Source organism: Desertibacillus haloalkaliphilus (assembly GCF_019039105.1).
Taxonomy (GTDB): domain Bacteria; phylum Bacillota; class Bacilli; order Bacillales; family KJ1-10-99; genus Desertibacillus; species Desertibacillus haloalkaliphilus.
The window spans coordinates 132104-158499 of record NZ_JAHPIV010000012.1 but is presented as its reverse complement, the minus strand read 5'-3'; the positions used below and the strand labels follow the sequence as shown (position 1 = coordinate 158499).

Below are 26396 nucleotides of genomic sequence, written 5' to 3'. Positions count from 1 at the left end.
AAAGCAGGATCGTGCATATTCGTTGGCCCTACAATAGAATCCCATTTATGCGCGAGGATGAAAATCAGCGTAAACATCTTTTAATCTTGTTTTAGTCACATGTGTGTAAATTTGGGTTGTTGAAATATCGGCATGTCCCAACATCTCTTGAACTGCTCTTAAATCAGCACCGTTCTCAAGTAAATGGGTAGCAAATGAGTGTCGAAGGGTGTGAGGAGTTAGGTCTTTTTTGATGTTAGCCTCTTGCGCTAACTTCTTTAGAATCTTCCAAAACCCTTGCCTAGAAAGAGGGGATCCATGATGATTAACAAACAACGTTCGGTGATCGACCTTCTTTACAAGCTTAGGTCTTCCCCGCTCAAGATAGGTAGTAAGAGCATCTGCTGCCATCGTACCTAGGGGAATAATTCTCTCTTTATTCCCTTTCCCAATACAGCGGATAAATCCCATTTTTAAATGAACATCATCTAATTGCAACTGACAAAGCTCAGAAACACGTATACCAGTTGCATACAACACTTCCAACATCGCTTTATTTCTCATATCGAATGGTGTATGTCGATGAGGTGCTGCTAACAATGATTCTACTTCACTAGTTGATAATACTTTTGGTAAACGCTTGTCTGCTTTCGGTGTTTCAATATGAATGGAAGGGTCTTGATCTGTTAATTTTTCTCGTAATAAAAATTGATGAAGTGCACGAATCGAGGCAATCGTCCTTGCGATTGTAGATGCTGCGCGACCTTTTTCTTTTAAAAAGTAAAGGTAATCAGTAATCGTTGTACGGTCTATTTGGCTAAAATCCTTACATTGTTTGAATTCAAACAGATACTTTTGGTACTGCCCTAAATCGCGTTTGTATGATTGAACCGTATTCGCAGACAATCCACGTTCCACGATACAATATTGTAAAAACTCATCAATCTGGCTTTGCATGTTCATCGCCCCTAACATGAGAATCACCATTATCATTCACCATAATGATAGAAGAACAGTAGACGATCCATAAACCAATGAGTGTTCGGGTCTGTCCCTTCCATTTGGACAACCTTTACTGCTCTTCCTTGCGGTTCATCATAACGGTGATAACTTTCATATTCTTTACTAACCCAAAGAATACCATAATAAAATAACAATGTGCATCCCATAAAGAGAATAAAAACTTTAATTGCGCTTAAAATAACAGTAACAAACGATCGCAAAGGCATAACCTCCTTAGGACTTGTCTAAAACAACAAAATACTCCCTGTTACAAGCTATGCCAAAAACAATACAGTTTATACCAAAATATAAAAAAACCTCTTCATGAGCGAAAAGGTTCATTCATTCTATTTAATTACTCTTCTTTATCTGTACAACGATAACAAATTCCATGGAACGTTAAACGATGATCTTTTATTTTAAAATTCCAGTCACGTTCGACGATTTTTTCTACATCTCCAAGTAAATCCTCCTGGATTTCATCAACGGATCCACATTCGATACAAACCAAATGGTGATGAAAGTGATCTGCTCCTTCTTGACGTAGGTCATAACGAGAAACTCCGTCACCAAAGTTGATTTTATCTACCACTTTTAATTCACTTAGTAACTCTAATGTTCGATATACGGTCGCAAGCCCAATCTCTGGCGCTTTCTCCTTGACAAGTAAATATACATCTTCCGCACTTAAATGATCTTCCTCGTGCTCTAACAAGACACGAACCGTAGCTTCCCTTTGAGGAGTTAATTTATAACTTTGCGAATGTAATTGTTTTTTTATTCGTTCAATTCTTTTTTCCACGATCATAACCCCTCCCCAATAACCATTTCCATTCTAATTATAATCATGGAAAAAAAGAGTGTCAAATAATAATTATTATCAGGAGTTAATCATACCCATTCTCATATAAGAATGATTATTAAGTGATTACGCCACCCAAGATAAAACAACCCTCATGAGACCAGGAGTTACATACGCTTCAAACGCAGATGCAGCTGAGAGCAAGGCCCCAATCACTAAAATGACTAATGAATAATTTAAAAATTGCGGAAAGATCGGCTCGTTATTCTTTTTAATAAACTGGTTACGAATCATTTTTAAGGAGAAGGCTACCGCTGTCGTGCCAACGATAATAAAAGCAGGAACTAAAATAAAATTTTGCGGCATCACACTTACAAATGATAAGGCAAAGCCAGACATCCCCATTTGGTTAACGAGAAATCCAACCGTAAACCCCATCGCAACACCTTTTAAAAATAGTAAAATTAATATGATCGGGAGTCCGACAATTGACAACCCTAAAATCCACATTAACCCTACATACTTCGCATAGTGAGCAAAACTTTGACTAAACATCGCTGCCGAATTAGCAAATTGCCCCTCAGACACTTGTCCAAAAAACTGACTTAAATACATATATAAATCATGCTTTTGTGTTAACCCTAAGCTATTGACTACAACAGCTCCAAAAATAATCCCCATTAAAAAAAGAACGGTCGTAAATATATAAATTGATCGGTTATCCTCTAAATGATAAGCGATAGACGCTCCGATACCATTCTTCATTCTTAACCCTCCCCAAACTCTCTTAATTCAATCTATGAACTCATCCTCAATTCTATGACTTGATAGGTCAACGAAATTCAAAAATAAACATATAAGAGAATTAAGAAATGGGGGGGAGTTAAAATATTGGCTTTTAAAAGATGGTGGCGGTTACGCTCATTGTTTCGAAGCTGGGACAAAAGGTAAAACCAACCTTTTGTCCCAACTTCTTCATTATCTACCGCTTGAGAAGCTTATGTATCCTTAACTTTCCCGTAGCGCCCTGCACCTCCATAATGAAACTGAAGCTCGCCACGCCTTGCCTTGATAATGGTTTCGGCTATCGAATCTGACACGACATGACGCAATCCTTCCTCTGGAACATCGTGAATAATGGCCATATCTGTTTTAAAATGGTCTCGCAATTTTGCTAATGTTTTTGATCCAAGTTTTGGTATGAACTCCAACGGAACTTGATGAATATAGGGGGGACGATTAGGAACAAGCGGACCATCACTGCTTTTTAATTCTAGTAAACGGTTATAAACACCTTTTGTAAAACGATTGTGTTCACATGTTGGGCAAATCATATCATCCTCGTTTGGTATAATTGTCGAACACTTTTCACAGCTCGTATAATAATATTTTCCTAAATATGGATTCAAGCCGAAGTTAGCACTAACTTTACGTCCTTCTTGTTCATGTAGGGCTAACCTTAACTCATTAAATGATGCATGCTCCATACGAATGGTTTGATACTCTCTAGCAATTTTTTCTAGCGAATGGGCATCAGAATTACTAATATACGAATAATGATGGAGCTCTGAGATTTGGTCAGCCATTGCAGTATCAGAGCTTAGACCAAGCTCAATCGCGTCGATCTTCCTATGATCCAATACTTCCCTGAGGCTATTTTCAACACCCTTACCGTATAAGCTTTTATGTGGGGTAAACACATGGGCCGGTATGAACATGCCACCAAGCTCGCACACGACATGTTGGATCGTTTTCGCTTGTTCATAGACTCGTTGTGAACTTAGCGTTATATTTTTCACGTGGGCTGCTAACCATTTACTAAATTGTTTCATTTTTTGGAGCTGAGGCATAAATGCAAGAACATGGATTGGACCTTTGCAGTTGTCATCATAAATTTCCATTTCTGTCCCCAATATGAGCGTCAATCCGTGAAAATCAATCCCACCTTCTGATAGCTCTATAGCTTCACCTGCTGCAATCATATCCTCAAGTTCAGCGATCACTTCTGGGACATGACAATCGATAATCCCAATCATATCAATCCCTTTGATCGACCGAGCATATTCTATGATATTAGACAGAGTTAGTCGCTTTGCCCCTGTGATCTTCACCGGTTTCCCAGAGGCAGTTCGGCCAATATGGATATGTAAATCAACAAAAAAATCTCGCATGGCCTTCCTCCTTCGTTGCTAAATATCCTTACGTAACCTCAAGTATTGAATTGCAAAGGCTGTTTTCGCATCAAAAATTTCTTTTGTTTCAATCATTTTTTCTGCGTCCTCTAGGGTAACTTCAAGCAGGTCGACGAATTCATCTTCATCCGTTTGTACATGTCCTGCGGTTAATTGATCTGTAAAATAAATATGAACGATTTCATCTGCAAACCCTGGAGACGTATAAAAAGAGGTGACAAACTCTAACTGGTTACTTCTATACCCCGTTTCTTCTTCTAGTTCACGCTTTGCTGAATGAAGTGGCTCTTCATTTAGCTCAAGCTTACCTGCCGGAATTTCAACAATGGTTCGCTCAAGAGGTTTTCTAAATTGCCGTACAAGCAACAAGTTCCCTTCTGGTGTTAACGCAATAACAGCAACTGCACCTGGGTGATTAACAATCTCACGTTTACTCGTATGTCCATTCGGCAACTTGACATCATCAACTTTTACATCAATAACTTTCCCCTCATACACCGTTGTTGATGCAATCGTTTTTTCATATAAATGTTCACTCACCTTAAATCCCTCCATGTTCTATTCCTTCATTCACCTTCATATAGTCTACCATAGCATAACTAGATTAATGACCGTTTAGCGCACACTTGAGGAAGGAGATATGCTATGAAGATTTATTTGCGAACAAATGGTGTTACGATTGTCGGCAAATCATGGGAAGTTTGTGCGATCTTGAAACAATACAAAAAAAAGTACGAAACTGTTCGAGAATGGACCGAGTCTAATTAATAGCTTCTTTTGCAGCAACAGCCACACTCAAAAAAAATGCCGGATCATCCGAAAATGTTCGTCCCATTGTTGTAATTGGAATTGGGTATTGTAAAAGGTTTTCTTGAATGAGCCCCGTCACCTCATCACTCGACACCCTTACAACCGTATGCTTCTCCTTCATAGGAACTACTTGTTCAGAAATTTTACGATCCCAGCTTTCCTTATGAAAAATCGGTAATGGAATAAGGCTTTTAGGATACGTAAATGAAAGCAGTGGGGTCAACAAGTGATGACTAATCCCCTGATGGCGACTTCGTTGATCTGCAAAAGAAATCCTTGGAACCCATACGGGTAAACCAGAAAAGCTACCGACCGTATTGGCCCAATCTGCCAATGCCATCCCTGTGAACCCATATGTTGTACCTGTACCCACAACCCCCGGTCCAACTGAAACAATAAGTACATCACTCTGTAATTTTTCCGAAGCAAATTGCAATGCTGTAGGAATATTTACAGCTTCATAATCCCCTCCGAATGCTTGACCGGTCGTTATCGTTTGAAAGCGTTGATCCTCCCTTAAATAACGCAAATGACTACTCATCTCAAGCGGTAAGGCCGCCTCATCACTTATAATAACGGTCATTTTCAAAGATGGATTTAATTCACTGATAGTTAAAAATAAAATTGGAATCATACTATGTAGTTCAGCTAACAAAACTTTCTTCCCTCGCAATGAGAACTCCTGTTGAAAAAGCGAATGATCAGCACTCTCCTGTGATTCAACACTCAAGACACTATGTTGAGATGGCAAGTACCTTGCTTTCATAATATGTCCTTGTTGGTGATCGTCAACTGCCATGTGTGGAGATAGAACCGCCTTAACGATATCCCAGCCACCTGTCCCTAACGAAAGGCTTACTGCCGTTGTATTGACTAATAATGTACAGCCTGGTGTAGCGGCAGGCTGTATTCGCCGATACAACATCGCTTTTTTTGCCCCCTCTGATGTTCGAAGTAATTGGATATGTTCGTCCTCATATAATACGTCTACTACTTCGACAATTAACTCTTTATACATGCAGAGCCTCCATCTTCGATATGATGATACTCTCATTATCACCGCTTACCGGCTTATTTATCCTTGACCATTGTGAAAATATACATCCATCCAAAAAAAACACCTCTATAAGAGTACATCTACCCTTTTAGAGGTGTTTCCACATGGTTTACTCCTTAAAACATTTCTAAAATGATTTCTTCTAGCCCTTCGTAATTGACTTCACCACGAATAACAAGGTTAATCACCCCGTCTTCATCAATAATGTAAGTCATTGGTAACCCTTGAATTTGATAATCTGTCGCCACATCGCCATCGACATCAATTAATGTCGGAAATGAAACATCGAACTCTTCAAGAAATGCATCAGCATCTTCTGTTGTTCGTTCAAATTTATTCATATTGACACCAAGCACTGTTACACCGACATCCTTATAATCCTGATAGAGCCTGTCTAAATCTGGCATCTCTTTTCTACAGGGCGGACACCACGAAGCCCACATATTCATGATGACAATCTCACCACGGTAATCAGAAAGTGACGATGTTTCATCCGTTCCCCACAATGGTAACGTAAAGTCTTCGGCCACCATTCCTTGATCGATTCCGACCTGTTCTTGATTCGCATTGGTAACAATCAAATAAAAAATAAGACCTGCTGCCAAAAGTAGAACCACTGCACTTACCAACCGACTTTTGCTAAACACAACCTACACTCCTTTCTAGGATCACACTAACAGATATACCATAATCAATCGCTCAATTATGTATGAACGTTTTGTTTAGTTTCGGCGTTTTGTTTCCCCCACTTTTGCAGAAAATTTGGATTTGAAGCTAAAATGACACCAGACAAAATACAAGCTCCACCAACCACTTGGATGATTGTCAATACTTCCCCTCCAAACAAGACGGCTAATACCGTTGTGAATAAAACAATTAAGTGCAGATAGTTGGAGGCTTTCCCCGGTCCTACTTGCATAACACCTTCATTCCAACAAATAAATGAAATAATACTAGGGAATACACCTAAAAAGAGAATACCAGCTAAGATATCTACGGATAAAGAGGTAAACGCAACCGGTTGCTGTGTTCTTTCAAAAATGGCAAAAGGTAGCAAGCATAGAATCCCTATATACATCGTAACGATAAATGTTGCTCTTTTTGGAAATCCACCTGCAAACTTTTTCAATAAAACAGAATAAATCGACCAAGAAATGACTGCCGCCACAACAATTAAATCACCAGGATTAAAGGAAAGTGTAAATAGATTTTCTAATCTCCCCTCCGTGATGACAATAACAACACCGAGAAATGAAAGCAAAATACCTATGTATTGAAAGCGAACTAGCGTTTCCTTTAAAAAGAGAACAGAGAGTACGACGATTAATAACGGTGCTAGTGAATTAACAAGTGATGCATTGATAGAGCTAGTATACTGAATCGCTATATACAATAACGTGTTGAAGCCAGCGATTCCGGTTACTGCAAATGCCAATAGTACTTTCCAGTTCCGTTTTAATAGTTCCTTAGATTCTCGTAGTTCGCGCCACACAAATGGTAGAAAAACGAGGCTCGCAATCCCCCATCGCACAACAGACAACTGAAATGGTGGGACTTCTTCAACAATGATGCGACTAAACACAAAATTAGTTCCCCAAAAAAAAGTTGCAAAAACTAACAATAAATAAGGAAGCCGCTGTAACTTGGCCATCATTTCCCTCACCCCCTCACCTTTCCTTATTGGTATATACTCAAAAAGCGCCCAACTCATGACGAATAACTCTATCTCTATTATAAAGATTTACGCGCAAGTTGAACAATAATCACGATTACATTCGTAAATTTTTTTCATTTTCCCTTCAGACTTTGATATAATAGATTAGCTAGAAATCAGCAACTTGTGAAAGGAGTTAAGCATGTCAATTATTGAGGCACTTATCTTTGGGATCGTACAAGGATTAACAGAGTTTCTCCCTGTCTCTAGTACAGCCCATATTGTTATTACACAAATGGTTTTTGGATACACATTTCCAGGTCTAGCTTTTGAGATTTATTTACATATCGGCTCGATCTTAGCTGTTATCCTTTATTTCAGAAAAGACCTAGCCGATGTCATTACAGGTTTCTTCGGCTATTTTAAAACGAAGTCACAAGAACACCGTATACAATTTTGGTTCGCGATTTACATTGTGGTCGCAACAGTTATTACCGGTGGTCTTGGTGTGCTATTAAGTGATGTGATTGGTGATGCAATGAAAACTCCACTATTTATTGCTGTCGCTTTATCAGTTACTGGTATTTTCCTAATTATTATTGAACGCTTCCATACTTATGGTAATCGTTCAGAAAAGAACATGACATTTTTTGATTCAATCGTTGTTGGTCTCGGACAAACATTGGCAGTGTTCCCCGGTATCTCACGATCTGGTGCCACGCTTGTCACCGCGCTATTTATGGGTTTGAACCGAGAGACTGCCGTCCGCTACTCATTTTTACTTTCGATCCCTGTGATTTTAGGTTCGACCGTACTAGCTTTCGATGAAATTAGTGCTGGTGGCTTCGCGTCGATCGGAATAGGGGCACTGACCATTTCTTTTCTTGCATCCTTTATTTTTTCTTGGATTGGAATTGTATGGTTAATTGAATTTTTAAAACGTAGCAAGCTCACATATTTCGCGATCTATTGCTTTGCTGTAGCAATTTTGGTTTATTTATTTATCGATCCAAGTACTGTGATCGAGATTGACTAATAAAAAACTGCGCAAGCGTGATTTGAATAAAACAACAAAGTCGACTACGGGAGATGGCTCACACGTAGTCGACTTTGTTAATGGCTATTCACTTAACAACCTTTTCACTTCGTTAACATCCTTATCACCACGACCAGAGATGTTAACGATAATAATATCATCACTATTCATCTCTTTTGCAGCTTTCAAAGCGTAGGCAACCGCGTGCGCACTCTCTAATGCTGGAATAATCCCCTCTGTACGTGCAAGCTCCTGAAAGGCATCCAACACTTCTTGTTTTGATACGGTATAATACTCGGCACGATCGGTAACCTTCAGATGACTATGTTCCGGTCCAATCCCAGGATAATCTAGCCCAGCGGATATTGAATGCGTTGGCAAGGGATTCCCCTCTTCATCTTGAAGGCACAGGCATTTAAAGCCGTGGATCACTCCAGGGGTTCCTTGTGTAAGTGTTGCAGCTTCTTCTGGCTCGACTCCGACAAGACGAACATCTTGTTCAGGTATATACTCAGAAAACGCCCCAATCGCATTACTACCACCGCCTACACATGCAACAACCATATTTGGTAGGCGACCTTCTTTTTCGAGAATTTGACGCTTAGATTCCTTACTAATGATGGACTGGAAGTGGTGAACCATGGTTGGGAACGGATGTGGCCCTACAGCCGAACCTAGTAAATAGAACGTTGTTTCATAATTCTCAACAAGATCATTTAATGCTTCATCGACGGCATCTTTCAATCGTCCTTGCCCTTTTTTAACAGGGATAACCTTCGCCCCTAACAGTTCCATACGAAACACATTTAATTCTTGGCGACGTGTATCCTCTGCCCCCATATAAATGATACATTCCATCCCAAGCATCGCACATGCCGTTGCTGTTGCCACACCATGTTGACCGGCACCAGTTTCTGCAATCACACGGTGTGCACCCATTTTTTTGGCTAGTAAAATTTGACCAATGACATTATTAATCTTGTGAGCACCTGTATGGTTGAGGTCCTCACGTTTCAAATAGATCTTCGCCCCACCAAGCTTATTCGTTAAACGATCAGCATACGTTAATGGGTTTTCCCTGCCTACATACTCTTTCATATAGTACAAGTATTCTTGATTAAACGCTGGGTCATCTTTATACTTTTGAAACTCTTCATCTAAACGCTCTAAGACACTTTTTAATTGCGGTGGTACAAAACTCCCACCAAAATCTCCAAAATAACCTTTTTCTTGATTCTCTACTCTACTCGTCTCTACTTTGCTCATCTCTAAAACTCCTTTTCTCTTATGTTACTATTTATTTTATCAACCACTGCTACAATTAGCAATTGTTAATGTTTAGTGGTTACTAACACCTAATGGCGGCTGATACGTTTTCTCTTTAACGACTGCCTCAATCTCATGTTCATGTTTTAATAAGTAATAACGAACACTATCGATAAGTGCATACCAACTCGCCTCAATGATATTTCCTGACACTCCAATTGTGCTCCATTTTTCCTTTCCATCTGAGGATTCGATTAGTACCCTTACTTTTGATGCCGTTGCTTCTGTTTCATCTAAGACACGAACCTTATAGTCAGATAAATACATCTCGTTAATAATCGGGAAGAATTCAACCAATGCTTTACGGAGCGCGTGATCAAGTGCATTGACTGGTCCATTCCCTTCTGCTGCTGTTAAGACAATCTCGTCATTGACCATCAACTTTACAACAGCCTCAGTTGTGAACGTTTCAGTTTTATTTTTTTCAACTAAAATTTTAAAATGATCAAATTTAAAGAAATCCGTCAGTTCACCTAAACCCTTTTTCACTAGCAATTCAAACGAAGCCTCTGCTGCCTCATATTGATAACCGATATGTTCCATCTCTTTAATTTTTGTAATGAGTTGTTTAGATGCTGGATTTTCTTTATCAAGGTCAAGGTTCCACTCTTTTGCTTTAAAGAGTAGATTACTTTGACCTGCTAACTCAGACACAAGTACTCGACGCTCATTACCAACCATTTTAGGAGATAAATGTTCATAAGTCTCTGGGTGCTTCATAACCGCACTAACATGCATGCCCCCTTTATGAGCAAATGCACTTTTTCCTACAAATGGTTGGTTGCTTGGTGCAACCTGGTTCGCAATTTCATGTACATACTTTGATACAGACGTGAGTTGTCGTACTTGCTCCTCGTCAATACATGAATAGCCCATCTTTAACTGTAAATTCGGAATAACAGAGATCAAGTTCACATTCCCGCACCGTTCACCATAGCCATTGATGGTCCCTTGAACGTGTGATGCACCTGCTTGCACAGCAGCAATCGTATTTGCAACAGCTAACTCACCATCATTATGACAGTGGATTCCCACTTGGATGGAAAGGTTCTCACGTACAACAGACACAATCTCAGCAATTTCATGCGGTAACGATCCACCATTCGTATCACACAAGGCAACGCAATCCGCTCCAGCTTCTTCCGCTTTCGCTATCGCTTTTAATGCGTATTCTGGATTATGCTTGTAGCCATCAAAAAAGTGTTCAGCATCAAAAATAACTTCTAAGCCACTCTCTTTTAAAAACAACACGGAATCATAGATCATGTTTAGGTTTTCTTCTAATGTTGTTTTCAATGCCTCTGTCACATGAAAGTCCCATGTCTTCCCAAAAATGGCAACCGCGTTGGTTCCACTTTCAATGATACGTTGCAGGTTTTGGTCTTCACTCGCGCTAACTCCAAGCCGCCTCGTACTACCAAACGCAGTAATTGTCGCGTGGTTTAGTTTTAAGTTTTTGACACGGGCAAAGAAGTCCATATCTTTTGGATTACTGCCTGGCCAACCACCTTCAATGTAGTGAACGCCCATTTCATCTAGCTTTTGCACTATTTTCAGCTTATCATCAACAGATAAACTCACTCCTTCTCCCTGTGTTCCATCACGTAGCGTTGTATCATATAAGTAGACTTGCTGTTTCAAAGGTTAAACCTCCCACTTTCAGTTACGATCTTAGCCTTCATTTCTAAATTGTAAGAATGTTTGAACTCCATGCTAATATTGGGTAAAAGTATAGCACAGCTTCTTCTAATTGGCTATGTGATTATTAGAAAATTATGATTTTATCTATTTTCTGATGATTTCATTAAAAATGAGCGCTAAAAAACCTATAAACGAATGAAATCAAAACAAACTCGAAAAAAAGTTCGGGAAAAATAGAATTTCATCTGTTTTCAATTCTATTTCTATGCTATAATCATCTCAATTCAAAATATTTAAGAAGGTTTACTCGTATAATTGCAGGAATACGGCCTGCTAGTCTCTACCGAATCGCCGTAAATGATTCGACTACGAGTGAAGCAATGACAACCTTTAGTTGCTTATAGGCGAGGCCTTTTGCAACCTTTTAGAAGCTGCTTTTTATAGCTCAAATGTCAGTGGTTCACTTGTATGTAGTGTCCTGACATTTGAGCTTTTTTCGTTATTACATAGAAGTAAAACTATAATCAGGAGGTATTGCAATGGAACAATTAAAACAAGCCATTCAAACGAAAGGAACGGTGTTAGCCAACGAAGTTTTAAAAGTTGATTCGTTCTTAAATCACCAAATTGACCCAAAGCTAGCGGTAGCTATTGGAAAGGAGTTTGTTGAACGGTTTAAAAGCGAAACGATTACAAAAGTGTTAACAATTGAATCTTCCGGGATTGCTCCTGGTTTGACAGCAGCGCTAGAGCTTGATGTTTCGCTCATCTTTGCTCGAAAGAAAAAATCACTAACCATGAACGATGATGTCTACACAGCAAGTGTGTATTCCTATACAAAGAATGAGACAAATGAAGTTACTGTATCTAAAGCATTTTTAGAAGGTGACGACCACGTCTTAATTATTGACGACTTTCTTGCAAACGGGGAAGCGGCACTAGGATTAGCAAAGGTCACGGAGCAATCTGGCGCAACGGTTGCAGGAATTGGAATTGTGATTGAAAAGTCCTTTCAAAATGGTCATAAAAAATTAACCGAAGCAGGATACCGTGTCGAATCACTCGCTCGAATTCAATCTCTTAAAGATGAGAAAGTTACGTTTGTGGAAGAAGCAAAAGTTACGAACTAGTTAACACAACGACCATAGGAGGATCATCATGTCTACGAAAACCATTCATTACCCTTGGTATAAAAAAGAAGATACCGACGCATTCTTTGCTCTTTTTCAAAATAATTTAGCCAATTTTGTCATTATCGCGGTGACAATGCTCGGAATGGGATTTCCTACGAGCATTGTGTTCGGTCAAGTCATTCCAGGTGCAGCTGTCGCTGTTATTGTCGGAAATCTTTACTATGCCTATATGGCTAACCGTTTAGCTCAAAAAGAAGGCCGCACAGACGTTACCGCACTATCATATGGGATCAGCACTCCTGTTATGTTCGTCTTTTTATTCGGAGTCTTACTCCCAGCATTGACATTAACAGGAGATCCGGACTTAGCTTGGAAAATTGCACTTGCGGCTTGTTTTATTAGTGGCTTAATTGAAGTCCTTGTTAGTTTCACAGGTAGCTGGGTCCGCAATAACATTCCACGTCCAGCGATGCTTGGTGCGCTTGCTGGTGTTGCCCTTACCTTTGTAGCGGGAGAGATGTTATTTAATACGTTTTCAATGCCTGTTGTCGGCCTTGTTGCCCTAGCAATTATACTCATTGGCTTTATCGGAAAAATTGCACTACCTTTCAACATTCCACCGTCACTATTTGCGATTGTTATCGGTACTGTGCTTGCATTTTCACTTGGTTATACGGACACAGCCCAAATAAGCGAGGGTCTTGCTCATATTGGCTTTTATCCAATTTTACCAACGCTCGCTGCCTTTGAAGGCTTTAATTATTTATTTGGTGCATTAATCGGCTTATTAGCAGTGATTCTGCCAATTACGATTTATAATGCGATTGAAACGATGAATAATGTTGAAGCAATGGCTGTTGCCGGTGACAACTACGATGTTCGTGAGTGCCAAGCCGTTGACGGCCTTGGAACAATGATCGGAACGCTATTTGGCGGGATGTTCCCAACAACGGTTTATATAGCGACTGTCGGTTCAAAATGGATGGGAGCTGGTCGTGGTTATAGTATTTTAAATGCACTTGTGTTTGCTTTAGCAGCGATGTTCGGTTTCATCGCAGCGATGTCATCCATTATTCCAATTGCTGCTATTGCACCTATTTTAGTATTTGTCGGTATTTCAATGGTCACCACCGCTTATCAAGCTAGTAACTCAAAATACTTCATTGCCGTTTCGATTGCGATGCTTCCGTATTTAGCAAATTACGTGATGACTCGGTTTAATAATGATGCAAGTGATGTTGTTGCTGGAATTTCTGAAGGAATTGTCCCATTAGGTGAAGGTGCTATGTTTACAGGTATTATCTTAGGTGCCATTACCGTTTATATTATTGATCATCAATTTATGCGGGCAGCTGCATTTTCTCTACTTGGTGCCCTCCTTTCATTCATCGGCTTCATGCATGCACCAGCACTATCTATCAATGCTGCAACAGATTTCGCGATTGGATATCTTATCGTTGCACTCATTTTCATCTATTGTTCGTTCAAACAAACGAATGCGAAACATCAAGGTGAACACTTGAGCGAGTCGAAAAAAATAGCATAAATGAAAACATGATGAGAAATAAGCCATGATCCAAGCCTATACTCTAGATCATGGCTTATTCATCTAAGTTCACTAAAATCATTAACGTATACAATGTTAAGACGTTTTGAGGCTTTACATTGAGTGTACGCAACAATTCAACCGCTGCTTGTTTGTTAATGGCATAAACAATATTATTTCGCCACTTCCAAACTGTCGGGTCGACATTGCTTTGATACAAAAAACCTTTTCGCCCATTTATCCAATAAAACGTGTGACCATCGCCTTGAATCCTTACCCATTTCTTTTCCATTTTTCACTCCTGTATCCCCTTTTCTACTACTATATTCACCACCCATTGTCTAATGAACCTTCTTGATTTTGCAACACATTGATTTTTATTTTACACCTTGTCCTATAGAAATGCTCTATACTCATTCTGCCCCCTATACCAATTGGATGACTTAGATAATTAATGTGTATATATTTCTTTCTCAGTCGCATATGATGTAATACCCTTCTAAAGACAAGTTACATAGCATCATATTCAATCTACAGGAGGGCTTACAATGGCAAGCAATGATTTTATCCTTATCATTACGGTTGGTAGCTTAATAGTCTGTTTTACCGCCTATCTATACGCCCAAATCATCATTTCTCGAAAAAACAAAGAAATTAAAAAACTCTCCAAGCAATTGCAACAATTGACAGCTCCTTCAAATAACCAAAGAAAGCATTTCCGATTAAAACTTGACCTTGACGATGTCATTCTAACCTTTAAACAAATGAACCAAGGTGCCTTTAAACGTTTAGAGAACAAAAAAGCAAAGGTTAAAATCCTTGATTTAAGCGCAGGTGGTGCAAAAATCTACTGTGATCTTGATGTACCGATCAAAGAGAGTATGTTAGTTAACCTCGACTTTCATCTCCGTGGTGTCCATTTCACTTTAAACGGACGAATCATAAGAAAAGAAACACTAACCGACTATAAAACAAATGTTTTTAACTATGGCATCGAGTTCATCATTACACATAACGACCGAGCTCGGCTCAACAATCTCCTCAACCATATTGCAGTAGAGAAACATAAAAAAGCTAAGCTTGAATAAACCAGTACGAAAGAACTCTACAGAACCTAAAAGGACGATGTTACTTATTGGCTACTTTCCAAAACTACATGATTTTTCTGACCAAACATACTCCTGTATATGAATTGATTAGACTTCTTGTCATGATAAACCGTTTAACCAAAAAATAGACACTGCCTCTTAGTAGCAGTGCCTACATCCATTCTTATTTGTTTCTATTTAATGAGAAAATCACTTCTCTAATAAAGCTCAAAAAGTTCTCTCTTGCATATTCTGTTGTTTCAATAACTTCAGTGTGACTTAATGGTTGATCTAAAATCCCCGCCGCCATGTTTGAAATACAAGATACTCCTAATACGTTAATTCCAGCATGTCTAGCAACGATAACTTCTGGGACAGTCGACATTCCGACGGCATCTCCACCTAAATAGCGAATCATCTTGACCTCAGCCGGTGTTTCATATGAAGGGCCTGAATTCCAAACATATACGCCATCTTTTAGTGTAAGGCCTAACTTTTCTGCTGCTTTCTTCGCTACGACTCGAAGGTCTTGATCATATGCCGTAGACATATCTGGAAAACGAACACCAACTTCAGAGTCATTCGGCCCAATTAGAGGGTTTTGACCTGTATTATTAATATGATCAGTAATTAGCATAAGGTCACCAGGCTTTAGGTTTTGATTTACCCCACCAGCAGCATTCGTTACGATCATTGTTTCAATGCCTAACTCCTTCATCACACGCACTGGAAGAGTTACCATATCAATAGGGTAACCCTCATAAAAGTGAAATCTACCTTGCATCGCAATGACCGGTACCCCTTGTAATGAACCATAGACCAATTGGCCCGCATGGCCTTCCACTGTTGAAACAGGGAAACCTGGGATGTCTTGATATGCAACCTTAACAGGTTCCTCGATTTCATCAGCCAATACGCCCAAGCCTGAACCAAGAATTAAACCAATCTGAGGTTTTGTTGAGATCCTTTCGCTAATATATTTTACCGCTTCATTTACTTTTTCTTTTAGCATTTTAATCTCCTTTAAACTGGAATATTATAGGTAGGATGTCATACCACTAAAAAGTAAAAATAACGACCACTTAGATACAATATATCGAACACCGTCAACGATCCTCGCGATTGTACCTAACATCGCAAACTAAATACGCTACCCTATTATGTTGACCTAACGATTAAAAATTTACACGCTTTCTAAACACACTAAAACTAAATTGGTCTGCTCTAAAAAAATTAATAGAGTACAATACGGGTTGATCATTCATATCAAAGTGTGTTTGCTTTAATATAAGTAACGGAGACTCTTGATCACAATCTAAAATCTTAGAAATTTCTTCGTGATAACCAATTGTCTCAATGACGGCAGTCGCGTAATTGATCGTGACATCTCCTTCTTTTTCAAGAAAATCAAAAATCGATTCATTATCTTGAATAGCATCATCCGGAACAATATGAGCCGGGATTTTGTCGATACAATAAATCACCGGACTCCCATCAGCTGTTCGAACTCTCTTAACTAAAAACACCAACTCATCGTCTTTAAGATTTAACACGTCTTTATCTTGCGCGATTGGAGTGACAAAATCAGAGAAAAGAATCCGATTTCCCGCTACCTTACCTTCCTTTTCAATCATTTCAGTTATACTCGTTAATTCTTCAATTCCGTTATAAAAAACAGGCTTTTTATTAATAAATGTTCCAATGCCATGTCTTCGTACAACAACTCCTTCTTCTTCAAGGATACGAAGCGCTTCTCTCAAGGTTGTGCGACTAACACCCAATTTTTTTGCTAATTTATTTTCAGAAGGTAATTTTTCACCTGGCTGTAAGTAGCCACTTTCAATATCTTGTTTAATTTTGTCTATGATTAAAAGATATCTAGACCTTTGTAGCCCACCTAATGACATGACTATTCCTCCAACGATAGCTAAATTGTCTTACAACTTATCATTTTATAGTTTAAACCATTAACAATCAAGTTCATTTAGCCTTACTACCGGTGGGTTACACACCCTTTAAAAGGTTATTCCACTCATTTTAGGTAACCCCTTCATTTCTATCAGTGTAGCCATCGTTGCTATCTCGTTAAATCCTCAGAAGAGAAAGCACCTGGTAAAAGATCTTGTACATCCATTTCTTTTACATCTCCATTTAGGTTAGCAAGAACGACTTTCATTTCAGGTCTGCACAGCTCAGCTATCACCTGTCGGCATGCACCACATGGAGGTACTGGACGCTCAGTATCAGCAACAACTGCAATCATTGAAAACTCTCGGTCACCTGTGGAGTAAGCGCTAAATAATGCTGAACGCTCTGCACAATTGCATAGTCCGTATGCAGCGTTCTCTACATTACATCCATGGTATACCTCTCCTTGTTTTGTAAGGAGTGCTGCTCCAACTTTAAACGTTGAATAAGGTACATAGGCCTTCTCTCTCGCTTTAATTGCTTCTTGAACTAAACTTGTTTGATCCATATATAATCCCTCCATTAAAGTGATGATACGACCTCTTTAACTAAAGAAATAAATCGAGGCTTCGTACGATTAGCTACTTCTACGACTTCATCATGGGTAAGTGGCTCTAACTCTTCACCAATCGCCATATCTGTAATGCAAGAAATACCGATAACCTTCATGCTCATATGACTTGCTACGATCACTTCAGGAACCGTTGACATCCCAACTGCATCCCCTCCAATAGCACGTAACATCTTAAGTTCCGCAGGAGTCATATATGTTGGCCCGGTAATCCCAGCGTAAACCCCTTTTTGAACAGGAATATTTAATTTCTTAGCTGTTTCTTCTACTAACGATACATATGCTGGCGTATATGCCGCACTCATATCAGGGAAACGTGGCCCCAACTCTTGTTCATTTGGTCCAATAAGCGGGTTTGCTCCGGTCATGTTTAAATGATCTTCAATAATCATTAAGTCACCTGGGTTAAACGTTGGGTTCATTCCCCCACATGCATTTGTCACAATCATCGTCTCCACACCTAACTGCTTCATAACACGTACAGGATATGTGACTTCCTGCATCGAGTAACCTTCATAAAAATGAAAACGCCCTTGCATCGCTACCACTTGTTTACCATGTAATTCTCCAATCACTAACTGCCCTGCATGGCCTTCCACTGTTGATACTGGAAAATGAGGGATATCTGCATAGCTAATTGTTACCGGGTTCTGAATTTCGTCCGCTAGCTCTCCAAGACCTGATCCAAGGATTAAGCCGATTTGTGGAGAAATACTTACTTGATTTTTTATAAACTGTACTGATTCTGTTATTGCATGTAAATGAGACAAATGAATAACCTCCCTAAACGATTTTTTTGAAATGAAAATGACTAGATATGGCTGGTACAAGCTTTTCTGTTCCTTGTACAATTTTACCTTTTAATGGCTGTTAAAAAACTCTCCCCATGCTGTGGCATTTCAACATCGAAGTTATCAGCAATTGTCGCTCCGACATCAGCAAATGTTTGTCTAACCCCTAAATCATTTGAGGCTTTCTGCCCTCGGTGATAGACTAGCAATGGCACATATTCACGGGTATGATCGGTACCATGATGTGTAGGGTCATTCCCGTGATCTGCCGTAATGATCAGGAGGTCATCTTCTTGTAATTTCCCTAGCACTTCTGATAAGCGCTCATCATATTCTTCTAGTGATTTTCCATAACCTATCGGATCACGCCGATGTCCATATAGAGCGTCAAAATCAACTAAATTTAAAAAACTTAAACCCGTAAAATCTTTCTCCATAGACTGAAGCAACTTATCCATTCCATCCATATTCGATGTTGTTCGAAGGGTATCTGTGACCCCTTCACCATCATAAATATCTGAGATTTTCCCAATCGCAATCGAGCTAAACCCTGCGTCTTCCAATGTATTCATAACCGTTTTCCCAAATGGCTTCAACGCATAATCATGGCGATTTGTCGTCCGAACCCATGCACCTGCTTCCCCCTTAAATGGACGTGCAATCACTCGACCGACCATATACTTTTCATCTAACGTCAGTTCTCTAGCTATCGTACAGATCTCATATAACTCATCCAATGGAACGACCTCTTCATGAGCGGCAATTTGTAAAACGGAATCTGCTGACGTATAAACGATGAGGTCTCCAGTTTCGCAATGTTGCTCCCCTAATTCATCAAGAATGCCCGTGCCTGAAGCTGGCTTATTTCCAATCACCTTTCTTCCAGTCCGACTTTCTATCTGCTCAATCAACTCGCTTGGAAACCCGTTTGGAAATGTTTGAAACGGCGTTTGAATATTAAGCCCCATCAATTCCCAATGCCCCGTCATTGTATCCTTCCCATTTGATGCTTCTTGCATTTTTCCATAATGCGCAAGTGGGTGCCCCACTTTTTCAATCCCCTTGATTTCACGGATATGACTCAACCCAAGTTTCACCATGTTGGGCATCGATAACCCATCCATCTTTGCTGCAATATGTCCTAATGTATCTGCCCCAACGTCGTTAAATTGATCAGCATCAGGTGCCTCACCAATCCCAACCGAATCCATCACAATTAAGAAAACCCTTTTAAACGTTTGCACAAAATAACCTCCTCTAGCTCACTTGCTCTTCATGTTGTTTGATGTCCAACAACTACGATTAAAAAAATATAGCTTATTAAATTTTAAATAACCAACTTGCGATTACTCCCCCTGCATAGACACCAAAGACGGCAACTACCCCCGCTAATACTGGTGGTGCTGGTAAGGGAAGTCGTAACACCTTAAATACCATCCCAATGATGAGACCCGCTAACACACTTAAAAGTATTTCTTTCATTCCTCTTTCTCTCCTATCGAATCTTTCTATTAATATTGTGAAGTTGACGTTTGTCCATTAACGATCGCTACACCTGAACTTGCTCCAATTCTTGTTGCACCAGCTTCAATCATCGTTTGGACATCCTCAGCACTCCGAACACCACCTGACGCTTTGACACCAATAGATGGTCCAACAGTTTTTCTCATTAATTGAACATCCTCTACCGTTGCCCCACCTGTTGAAAAACCAGTTGATGTTTTCACATAATCAACTCCTGCTTCCACCGCTAGTTGACAAGCTTTGATTTTTTCTTCTTCTGTTAACAAACATGTTTCAATAATTACTTTTACTAATGCCTTATGATGAGTAGCATCAACAACAGCTTTTATATCATTTTTCACCTTAGTCGTATCATTTGTTTTTAATGCTCCAATATTGATGACCATATCAATTTCAGTTGCTCCGTTTTTAATTGCATGTTCTGTTTCAAATGCTTTAACTTCCGAAGACGATGCTCCTAATGGAAACCCGACTACCGTACATACTTTCACATTTGTATCTTTTAAAACCTCATAAGCCGTTTTTACCCAACTCGGGTTTACGCAAACGGAAGCGAATTGATAATCCTTTGCCTCTATCGCTAATTTCGTAATGTCTTGTTCTGTCGCATCCGCTTTCAATAATGTATGATCGATCATTCCTGCAATATTCGTTGTCATTATTATCCACCCTTTCTAATTGTCCACTTATGGTTGTTGGACATCATACCTCTATGATACCACAAGTATCTTTTTATTAAAGACAAAAGTTAAACAAATAAATCCTTTTTCTTCTTCCTAAAAAAGGGGAAGGGACTCTCCAACACACCAAAGAGACCCTTCTTTTCCTTCTAATCTACTACTCATTAATGACATCATAAATCAGTGGAAGTAACTCAACATCCTCTTTTGTCATTGAATACGATTCATAAATTTTATCGATTACATCTTGGACATCCTCTTGATTACTATGAATCGTTACAAGCGAATCACCCAGTTCTACTTTGTCACCGATCTTTTTATTCAGCACAAGACCGACGGCTAGGTCAATCGTTGAATCCTTTGTTGCTCGACCTGCTCCAAGTAACATCGCTGCCGTTCCGATTTTATCTGCAACAATTTCTGACACATAACCCGATTCCTTCGCCTTAACATCGAACGCAAATGTCGCTGTTGGTAACTGTTCAGGTTGATCGACAACTGCTGCATCTCCCCCTTGTGCGGCAAGGAACGTTTTAAACGTCTCAAGTGCTTGACCATTATTCATTGCTTCCTCTAGCATCATACGAGCGTCCTCTATCGACTCTGCCTTTTTCGCCAAATACACCATGTGACTACCTAAGACTAAACAAAGTTCATGAAGGTCACTCGGACCCTTTCCTTTTAACGTATCAATCGCTTCCTTGACTTCAAGTGAATTCCCAATCGCCCTTCCTAAAGGTTGACTCATATCAGAGATCACTGCTGTTGTCTGACGTCCAACTTCATTTCCAATTTGCACCATAGCCTTAGCCAGTGACTTCGCTCCCTCTAACTCTTTCATAAAGGCACCACTACCCGTTTTCACATCAAGTACAATGGCATCAGCACCAGAGGCAATTTTTTTACTCATAATAGAACTTGCTATCAGTGGGATTGAATCAACAGTAGCTGTAACATCTCTTAACGCATATAACTTTTTATCAGCCGGTGTTAAATTTCCTGTTTGACCAACTACAGCAACTTTATTGTCATTGACTAACCGATTAAACTCATCATTATTAATCTCTACATTGAATCCTGCAACTGATTCAAGCTTATCAATCGTTCCTCCTGTATGTCCTAAACCACGACCTGACATCTTCGCAACAGGTACACCAACCGCTGCTACTAATGGTGCTAGTACAAGTGTTGTTGTATCACCAACTCCACCAGTACTGTGCTTATCGACTTTGATTCCTTCGATCGCTGATAAATCAATTTGATCGCCGGATTCTACCATAGCCATAGTTAGATGAGCGCTTTCAGATTGTGTCATACCATTAAAATAAACTGCCATTGCCAAAGCTGAGAGTTGATAATCTGGGATGTCATCGTTTGTATAACCTTCGATGATAAATTTAATTTCTTCCTCTGTTAACTCCGCACCATTACGTTTTTTTTCAATTAAATCTACCATTCTCATGAATGAACACCTCTTCTATTCGTTTTATTAATAAACGTTTCAAAACCACTATCGGTTCATTATAAATCGAAATACATACAACGTGGATCTTATATCTTAAAAGATCATCATTCCCGCAATTGCTGCACTTAATAAAGATGCAAGTGAACCTGCTAAAATGGCTCTTAATCCTAAACGAGCAATATCACCACGACGGTCTGGAGCAAGTCCACCAAGTCCACCTAATAGAATCGCTAATGAACTAATATTAGCAAAGCCACATAGAGCAAAACTAATAACTGCAACTGTCTTATCTGTCAGTTCTGGAATTTCAGGAGCAAATGCTGCATAAGCTACAAATTCATTTAGTACAAGCTTTTGTCCAATAAAGCTACCAGCTGCTAATGCTTCTGTCCAAGGTACACCGATCGCAAACGCAATTGGGGCAAAAATGACACCAAGAATCGTTTCAAGGGTTAAGCCTTCATAACCAAACCACCCACCTAGACCGCTTAAAATACCATTAACTAATGCAATTAGAGCAATAAAAGCGAGGAGCATCGCCCCTACGTTTAGCGCTAATTGTAAACCGACACCAGCCCCACGTGCTGCCGCATCAATCACATTCGTTGATTCTGTATCTTTTCCGATTTCGATTTCATCTGTTGTTTTTGATTTCTCTGTTTCCGGAATAATCATTTTCGCCATAATTAAACCAGCTGGTGCTGCCATGAAACTCGCTGCTAGTAAATATTCTAACGGTACTCCTAATAGTGAATAACCAATGAGCACAGAACCAGCGACAGACGCCAGACCTCCTGTCATTACGGCAAACAACTCAGAAGTTGTCATTTTGTTAAGGTAAGGACGTACAACGAGTGGAGCTTCCGTTTGTCCAACAAAGACATTTGCCGCTGCTGACATTGACTCTGCCTTGCTTGTCCCAAGTGCTTTAGAAAGAGCTCCTCCAAGTAATTTAATTAGCCATTGCATGATACCTATATAATAGAGCACTGATATTAAAGAAGAGAAAAAGATAATAATTGTTAATACTTGAAATGCAAAGACAAATCCTACATTTGCTTCTTCTACAAATAATCCACCAAATAAAAAGTCTACGCCTTCATTTGCATAGTTCGTAATATCTGTCACTCTCATTGTCAGCCATTGCAAAGCCGCTTGTCCTGTTTCCCATTTTAAGACAATAAATGCAAATGACAGCTGAATGATTAACCCTACGATGATTGTTCGCAAATTAATCGCTTTTCGATTTGAAGAAAATAAAAATGCGATTAAAAAGATAACGAAAATACCTAAAAGTCCCCATAAAATATTCATAGATTTCAATCCTTTCTTGGTGTTTAAACAATTAAATTCATCAAAAACACATCAACTAGAAAGCGCTTTCTTTTCGTTTAAAAAAATAATTTGAAACTCTATCATCCTTGTATAAATAAAGTCACATAAAACCAACGATCTACTCCTCTACCATTTGGTCATTTTTACCACTTGTATGATGTCCGACATCTGGACATTAAAATAATCACACATCGTAAAAGCGTTTATCATATCCCTTCCCTCTCCCCTATTTTTCAATCCCTTTCAAACTTCAAATCAACAGTGGTATGACGTTGGACCTCTTACCACGATTTCATTATATATGTTTTATTTTTATTCGTAAATAGTTATTCAAAAATAGTATTGAGTTTCTAATATTCACGCATTTCTATAACTTTTGAAGGTATCTATCCTATTCTTGAAGTCGTGATATAAGGTAAACGAACACGACCTAGAAAAGCTAATCAACTTTTCTAGGTCATGTTCGTTCATTACTCTTTAACCTCAACCTGATAATCTTTCAACCACGTATTGATTTGCACGAGATGTGCAATCAATTGCGGACCGGTCATCAGTTGCCCGAACCACGGCACATCAAATGACTTTCCTCCCGTTTCGGTCATTTTTGTTAGTTTCTCTTTATTGATAAATTCTAAAATTGGAGCGTTTCGGTCATCAAGGATCGAAAACATTTGCTGTTGTACCGCTTTCGTATACGCTGGATTGTGTGTCTTCGGGTACGGACTTTTCTTACGATAAAGGACATCATTTGGAACGATTCCCTCTAATGCTTTTCGCAAAATCCCTTTTTCCCTACCTTCTAGTTGTTTCATTTCCCATGGGATGTTCCACACATATTCAACAAGACGATGATCCGCAAATGGGACGCGCACTTCTAAGCTGGCTCCCATACTCATCCGGTCTTTGCGGTCCAATAACGTTGTCATAAACCATATAATATTTAGATAAGAAATCTCGCGCCTTCTCGCTTCTTCTGCACTTTCCCCCTCTAAACGCGGGGTTTCATCGATTGTTTCACGGTAACGGTCATACACATACGACTGTAACTTTAATTTTTTCTGCCACTTTTCATGTAACAAGTGCTCACGAGCTTGTGTGGATTGCATCCATGGAAAGCGATCTGCAAACATCACTTCAGGCTTATGAAACCAAGGATACCCGCCAAAAATTTCATCCGCACATTCTCCTGATAGCCCAACTGTTACATCATTTTTAATTTGTTTACAGAACCACAAGAGTGAGGAATCAATGTCAGCCATTCCTGGTAAATCCCGGGCATGAACGGCTTCTTTTAACGTATTGGTTAATTCGTCCATTTGAATAACGTGTGACGTATGGTCCGTTCCAATCGCTTTTGAAACCTTTTCGATCCACGGCCCATCTGCATTAGGCTGGAAATCATTCGCTTTAAAGTATTTCTCATTATCAACGTAATCAATCGAGTATGTTTTTAATGGTCCTCTTCCTTCTTGTGCAAATACATCAGCTGCAAACGCCGTTAGTGCACTCGAATCAATCCCCCCTGATAAGAATGTCCCTACCGGAACATCAGCAATTAATTGACGCCTGACTGTATCTCCTAACAAATAACGAATATACTCAGCTGTTTCCTCAACATTTTCTTCATGCTCTTCACTCTTTAGTGACCAATACCGAGTAATTTTTGCGCCATTTCGATCGTACAGGAGTGCATGACCGGGTCGCAGTTCATCAATTCCTTCAAACACGCCATGAGCCGGTGTACGTGAAGGACCTAAACCAAAGACCTCTGCTAGCCCATCCTGACCAACATGAGGGTGGACATCACGATGAGCTAGCAAAGCCTTGATTTCTGACCCGAATAACAACCTCCCATACTGTACACTATAAAATAACGGTTTTACCCCTAAACGGTCACGTGCTAAAAACAAACTTTGATCATAATCATTCCAAACGGCAAATGCAAAAATGCCATTTAACCGTTCTAAACAGTCGAACCCCCATTCTATATACGCGGTGAGTAAAACCTCTGTATCTGAATGTCCTTTAAATGTATATCCTCTTTGCGCCAGTTCCTTTCTAAGCTCCTCGGTATTATATAACTCACCATTATAGGCAATGGCATACGAACGTTCCCCCTGTTTTTTCGTCATCGGTTGAACGCCGCCTTTTGGATCTACAACAACTAAACGCGTATGTCCTAACGCTGCATGCTTGGAACTCCAGACATTGCTATCATCCGGTCCACGTCGAAGCATTGTTTCAGCCATCTTTTTAACCTCTGCTTCTTCTCTTGTCATCTCTTTCTGCCAATCAATCCAACCGGTAATGCCACACATCGATTTTCAACTCCTTTGAAACGATTCTCGTGTTGTCATTATGCTCTTTGCAGCGTTTTGCAACATTAGGCGTTTTACCCATAACTTATCGTATGCGTATCGCTTAGTTGTGTGACTATTTGCATGACCAACGATCAACTTTTTGACTGTTCCTTCACATTAGTACAACATTTAAGGCGATGAGTAAGCTCATTTTTCTGGAGATGCTTTCTTGCTACTTTAAAACCACAAAAAAGCAAGAGGCAAAACAAATTGCTCACCTCTCGCTCCATTGTTTACTGATTTTTCACCCATGTTCTCCCATCAACTGAATATTTCACAACACTTTCTTCAACATCAGTCAATACATCGTTATCGTCATCTAGGACCGCATCGAGTTGTTCTGAGGTCATCTTCGTACCAAGAACATCGTGAATGACAGCCGAACTAACTCCTTCTTCCTTGAGCTGTCGAACTTGCTCTCTAATTGGATCCATCT

The 26396-nt window shown here is 39.5% G+C and carries 28 protein-coding genes and 1 riboswitch; of the genes, 5 read left to right on the top strand and 23 right to left on the bottom strand.

Annotation, left to right across the window (positions count from 1 at the left end; all coding sequences use genetic code 11):
• Window positions 1-45 precede the first annotated feature (45 nt).
• The 6 genes from xerD to KH400_RS14690 form a co-directional block, all read right to left on the bottom strand.
• Window positions 46-936 (bottom strand): site-specific tyrosine recombinase XerD, encoded by an 891-nt coding sequence (gene xerD / locus KH400_RS14715; RefSeq protein ID WP_217225794.1) that lies wholly within the window; start codon window positions 934-936, stop codon window positions 46-48.
• A gap of 32 nt (window positions 937-968) precedes the next feature.
• On the bottom strand, window positions 969-1208 hold the full coding sequence (locus KH400_RS14710) for a YqzK family protein (RefSeq protein ID WP_217225793.1): 240 nt from the start codon (window positions 1206-1208) through the stop codon (window positions 969-971).
• A 128-nt stretch (window positions 1209-1336) separates the two neighbouring features.
• Window positions 1337-1783, bottom strand: coding sequence for a ferric iron uptake transcriptional regulator (gene fur, locus KH400_RS14705; protein WP_217225791.1), 447 nt, complete (start codon window positions 1781-1783; stop codon window positions 1337-1339).
• 126 nt (window positions 1784-1909) lie between these two features.
• Entirely contained in the window at window positions 1910-2548 is a 639-nt protein-coding gene (gene spoIIM, locus KH400_RS14700) for a stage II sporulation protein M (protein ID WP_217225789.1), read from the bottom strand.
• Between the two features lie 233 nt (window positions 2549-2781).
• A complete protein-coding gene (locus KH400_RS14695) occupies window positions 2782-3954 on the bottom strand; it encodes an endonuclease Q family protein (protein WP_217225787.1) in 1173 nt (390 codons plus the stop codon).
• An 18-nt stretch (window positions 3955-3972) separates the two neighbouring features.
• The gene (locus KH400_RS14690) at window positions 3973-4515 is read right to left on the bottom strand and encodes an NUDIX domain-containing protein (RefSeq protein WP_312889202.1); all 543 of its coding nucleotides are present in this window, start codon (window positions 4513-4515) and stop codon (window positions 3973-3975) included.
• A 105-nt stretch (window positions 4516-4620) separates the two neighbouring features.
• Between KH400_RS14690 and mciZ the strand changes: the two genes are divergently transcribed.
• Window positions 4621-4743 carry a Z-ring formation inhibitor MciZ gene (gene mciZ / locus KH400_RS14685; RefSeq protein WP_217225783.1) on the top strand — a complete coding sequence of 41 codons (123 nt, stop codon included), beginning with the start codon at window positions 4621-4623 and terminating at the stop codon, window positions 4741-4743.
• Here mciZ and KH400_RS14680 read toward each other — a convergent pair.
• The 3 genes from KH400_RS14680 to KH400_RS14670 all read right to left on the bottom strand — a co-directional run bounded on the left by KH400_RS14680 (window position 4736) and on the right by KH400_RS14670 (window position 7496).
• Window positions 4736-5803, bottom strand: a complete 1068-nt coding sequence (locus tag KH400_RS14680) for a DUF3866 family protein (RefSeq protein WP_217225781.1) — start codon at window positions 5801-5803, stop codon at window positions 4736-4738. The genes mciZ and KH400_RS14680 overlap by 8 nt on opposite strands.
• A gap of 155 nt (window positions 5804-5958) precedes the next feature.
• Window positions 5959-6489 (bottom strand): TlpA disulfide reductase family protein, encoded by a 531-nt coding sequence (locus KH400_RS14675; protein ID WP_312889201.1) that lies wholly within the window; start codon window positions 6487-6489, stop codon window positions 5959-5961.
• A 56-nt stretch (window positions 6490-6545) separates the two neighbouring features.
• On the bottom strand, window positions 6546-7496 hold the full coding sequence (locus KH400_RS14670; protein WP_217225779.1) for a DMT family transporter: 951 nt from the start codon (window positions 7494-7496) through the stop codon (window positions 6546-6548).
• Between the two features lie 202 nt (window positions 7497-7698).
• Here KH400_RS14670 and KH400_RS14665 point away from each other — a divergent pair, with 202 nt between their 5' ends.
• Window positions 7699-8532 (top strand): undecaprenyl-diphosphate phosphatase, encoded by an 834-nt coding sequence (locus tag KH400_RS14665; protein ID WP_217225777.1) that lies wholly within the window; start codon window positions 7699-7701, stop codon window positions 8530-8532.
• Between the two features lie 84 nt (window positions 8533-8616).
• On the opposite strand, the gene trpB is transcribed toward KH400_RS14665, so the two are convergent.
• Together trpB and cimA are read right to left on the bottom strand one after the other, a co-directional pair.
• Window positions 8617-9798, bottom strand: coding sequence for a tryptophan synthase subunit beta (gene trpB, locus KH400_RS14660; RefSeq protein WP_217225775.1), 1182 nt, complete (start codon window positions 9796-9798; stop codon window positions 8617-8619).
• Between the two features lie 72 nt (window positions 9799-9870).
• Window positions 9871-11499 carry a citramalate synthase gene (gene cimA, locus KH400_RS14655; protein ID WP_217225772.1) on the bottom strand — a complete coding sequence of 543 codons (1629 nt, stop codon included), beginning with the start codon at window positions 11497-11499 and terminating at the stop codon, window positions 9871-9873.
• Between the two features lie 287 nt (window positions 11500-11786).
• Window positions 11787-11888, top strand: a riboswitch (purine riboswitch).
• 150 nt (window positions 11889-12038) lie between these two features.
• Here cimA and KH400_RS14650 point away from each other — a divergent pair.
• Window positions 12039-12629, top strand: a complete 591-nt coding sequence (locus tag KH400_RS14650) for a xanthine phosphoribosyltransferase (protein ID WP_217225770.1) — start codon at window positions 12039-12041, stop codon at window positions 12627-12629.
• Between the two features lie 28 nt (window positions 12630-12657).
• Entirely contained in the window at window positions 12658-14178 is a 1521-nt protein-coding gene (locus tag KH400_RS14645) for an NCS2 family permease (protein WP_217225768.1), read from the top strand.
• 55 nt (window positions 14179-14233) lie between these two features.
• On the opposite strand, the gene KH400_RS14640 is transcribed toward KH400_RS14645, so the two are convergent.
• Complete coding sequence (locus KH400_RS14640; RefSeq protein ID WP_217225766.1) at window positions 14234-14470, bottom strand: hypothetical protein; 237 nt, start codon at window positions 14468-14470, stop codon at window positions 14234-14236.
• A gap of 256 nt (window positions 14471-14726) precedes the next feature.
• On the opposite strand from KH400_RS14640, the gene KH400_RS14635 reads away from it, so the two are divergent.
• Window positions 14727-15266 (top strand): PilZ domain-containing protein, encoded by a 540-nt coding sequence (locus tag KH400_RS14635; RefSeq protein ID WP_217225764.1) that lies wholly within the window; start codon window positions 14727-14729, stop codon window positions 15264-15266.
• Window positions 15267-15450: 184 nt separating this feature from the next.
• Here KH400_RS14635 and KH400_RS14630 read toward each other — a convergent pair whose 3' ends face one another.
• The 11 genes from KH400_RS14630 to KH400_RS14580 all read right to left on the bottom strand — a co-directional run bounded on the left by KH400_RS14630 (window position 15451) and on the right by KH400_RS14580 (window position 26394).
• Window positions 15451-16278: a purine-nucleoside phosphorylase gene (locus KH400_RS14630; protein ID WP_217225762.1), complete on the bottom strand. Its 828-nt coding sequence runs from the start codon at window positions 16276-16278 to the stop codon at window positions 15451-15453.
• A gap of 163 nt (window positions 16279-16441) precedes the next feature.
• Window positions 16442-17173: a GntR family transcriptional regulator gene (locus KH400_RS14625; protein ID WP_217225760.1), complete on the bottom strand. Its 732-nt coding sequence runs from the start codon at window positions 17171-17173 to the stop codon at window positions 16442-16444.
• A gap of 170 nt (window positions 17174-17343) precedes the next feature.
• Window positions 17344-17742, bottom strand: coding sequence for a cytidine deaminase (locus KH400_RS14620; protein ID WP_217225758.1), 399 nt, complete (start codon window positions 17740-17742; stop codon window positions 17344-17346).
• Window positions 17743-17756: 14 nt separating this feature from the next.
• Window positions 17757-18575 carry a purine-nucleoside phosphorylase gene (locus KH400_RS14615; protein WP_217225756.1) on the bottom strand — a complete coding sequence of 273 codons (819 nt, stop codon included), beginning with the start codon at window positions 18573-18575 and terminating at the stop codon, window positions 17757-17759.
• An 83-nt stretch (window positions 18576-18658) separates the two neighbouring features.
• On the bottom strand, window positions 18659-19840 hold the full coding sequence (deoB, locus tag KH400_RS14610) for a phosphopentomutase (RefSeq protein ID WP_217225754.1): 1182 nt from the start codon (window positions 19838-19840) through the stop codon (window positions 18659-18661).
• A 76-nt stretch (window positions 19841-19916) separates the two neighbouring features.
• On the bottom strand, window positions 19917-20078 hold the full coding sequence (locus KH400_RS14605) for a XapX domain-containing protein (RefSeq protein ID WP_217225753.1): 162 nt from the start codon (window positions 20076-20078) through the stop codon (window positions 19917-19919).
• 29 nt (window positions 20079-20107) lie between these two features.
• A complete protein-coding gene (gene deoC, locus KH400_RS14600; protein ID WP_217225751.1) occupies window positions 20108-20779 on the bottom strand; it encodes a deoxyribose-phosphate aldolase in 672 nt (223 codons plus the stop codon).
• A 178-nt stretch (window positions 20780-20957) separates the two neighbouring features.
• Complete coding sequence (locus KH400_RS14595) at window positions 20958-22262, bottom strand: pyrimidine-nucleoside phosphorylase (protein WP_217225749.1); 1305 nt, start codon at window positions 22260-22262, stop codon at window positions 20958-20960.
• Between the two features lie 96 nt (window positions 22263-22358).
• The gene (locus KH400_RS14590; RefSeq protein ID WP_217225747.1) at window positions 22359-23579 is read right to left on the bottom strand and encodes a NupC/NupG family nucleoside CNT transporter; all 1221 of its coding nucleotides are present in this window, start codon (window positions 23577-23579) and stop codon (window positions 22359-22361) included.
• A gap of 491 nt (window positions 23580-24070) precedes the next feature.
• Window positions 24071-25918 carry an asparagine synthase (glutamine-hydrolyzing) gene (asnB, locus tag KH400_RS14585; RefSeq protein WP_217225745.1) on the bottom strand — a complete coding sequence of 616 codons (1848 nt, stop codon included), beginning with the start codon at window positions 25916-25918 and terminating at the stop codon, window positions 24071-24073.
• Window positions 25919-26193: 275 nt separating this feature from the next.
• The gene (locus KH400_RS14580) at window positions 26194-26394 is read right to left on the bottom strand and encodes a hypothetical protein (protein ID WP_217225743.1); all 201 of its coding nucleotides are present in this window, start codon (window positions 26392-26394) and stop codon (window positions 26194-26196) included.
• Window positions 26395-26396 lie beyond the last annotated feature (2 nt).

Bases quoted from the DNA above. Each gene is read 5' to 3' on its own strand.
- xerD (WP_217225794.1), bottom strand. From the start codon at position 936: ATGCAAAGCCAGATTGATGAGTTTTTACAATATTGTATCGTGGAACGT.
- KH400_RS14710 (WP_217225793.1), bottom strand. From the start codon at position 1,208: ATGCCTTTGCGATCGTTTGTTACTGTTATTTTAAGCGCAATTAAAGTT.
- spoIIM (WP_217225789.1), bottom strand. From the start codon at position 2,548: ATGAAGAATGGTATCGGAGCGTCTATCGCTTATCATTTAGAGGATAAC.
- KH400_RS14695 (WP_217225787.1), bottom strand. From the start codon at position 3,954: ATGCGAGATTTTTTTGTTGATTTACATATCCATATTGGCCGAACTGCC.
- mciZ (WP_217225783.1), top strand. From the start codon at position 4,621: ATGAAGATTTATTTGCGAACAAATGGTGTTACGATTGTCGGCAAATCA.
- KH400_RS14680 (WP_217225781.1), bottom strand. From the start codon at position 5,803: ATGTATAAAGAGTTAATTGTCGAAGTAGTAGACGTATTATATGAGGAC.
- KH400_RS14670 (WP_217225779.1), bottom strand. From the start codon at position 7,496: ATGATGGCCAAGTTACAGCGGCTTCCTTATTTATTGTTAGTTTTTGCA.
- KH400_RS14665 (WP_217225777.1), top strand. From the start codon at position 7,699: ATGTCAATTATTGAGGCACTTATCTTTGGGATCGTACAAGGATTAACA.
- trpB (WP_217225775.1), bottom strand. From the start codon at position 9,798: ATGAGCAAAGTAGAGACGAGTAGAGTAGAGAATCAAGAAAAAGGTTAT.
- KH400_RS14650 (WP_217225770.1), top strand. From the start codon at position 12,039: ATGGAACAATTAAAACAAGCCATTCAAACGAAAGGAACGGTGTTAGCC.
- KH400_RS14645 (WP_217225768.1), top strand. From the start codon at position 12,658: ATGTCTACGAAAACCATTCATTACCCTTGGTATAAAAAAGAAGATACC.
- KH400_RS14640 (WP_217225766.1), bottom strand. From the start codon at position 14,470: ATGGAAAAGAAATGGGTAAGGATTCAAGGCGATGGTCACACGTTTTAT.
- KH400_RS14635 (WP_217225764.1), top strand. From the start codon at position 14,727: ATGGCAAGCAATGATTTTATCCTTATCATTACGGTTGGTAGCTTAATA.
- KH400_RS14630 (WP_217225762.1), bottom strand. From the start codon at position 16,278: ATGCTAAAAGAAAAAGTAAATGAAGCGGTAAAATATATTAGCGAAAGG.
- KH400_RS14625 (WP_217225760.1), bottom strand. From the start codon at position 17,173: ATGTCATTAGGTGGGCTACAAAGGTCTAGATATCTTTTAATCATAGAC.
- KH400_RS14620 (WP_217225758.1), bottom strand. From the start codon at position 17,742: ATGGATCAAACAAGTTTAGTTCAAGAAGCAATTAAAGCGAGAGAGAAG.
- KH400_RS14605 (WP_217225753.1), bottom strand. From the start codon at position 20,078: ATGAAAGAAATACTTTTAAGTGTGTTAGCGGGTCTCATCATTGGGATG.
- deoC (WP_217225751.1), bottom strand. From the start codon at position 20,779: ATGACAACGAATATTGCAGGAATGATCGATCATACATTATTGAAAGCG.
- KH400_RS14595 (WP_217225749.1), bottom strand. From the start codon at position 22,262: ATGAGAATGGTAGATTTAATTGAAAAAAAACGTAATGGTGCGGAGTTA.
- KH400_RS14590 (WP_217225747.1), bottom strand. From the start codon at position 23,579: ATGAATATTTTATGGGGACTTTTAGGTATTTTCGTTATCTTTTTAATC.
- asnB (WP_217225745.1), bottom strand. From the start codon at position 25,918: ATGTGTGGCATTACCGGTTGGATTGATTGGCAGAAAGAGATGACAAGA.
- KH400_RS14580 (WP_217225743.1), bottom strand. From the start codon at position 26,394: ATGGATCCAATTAGAGAGCAAGTTCGACAGCTCAAGGAAGAAGGAGTT.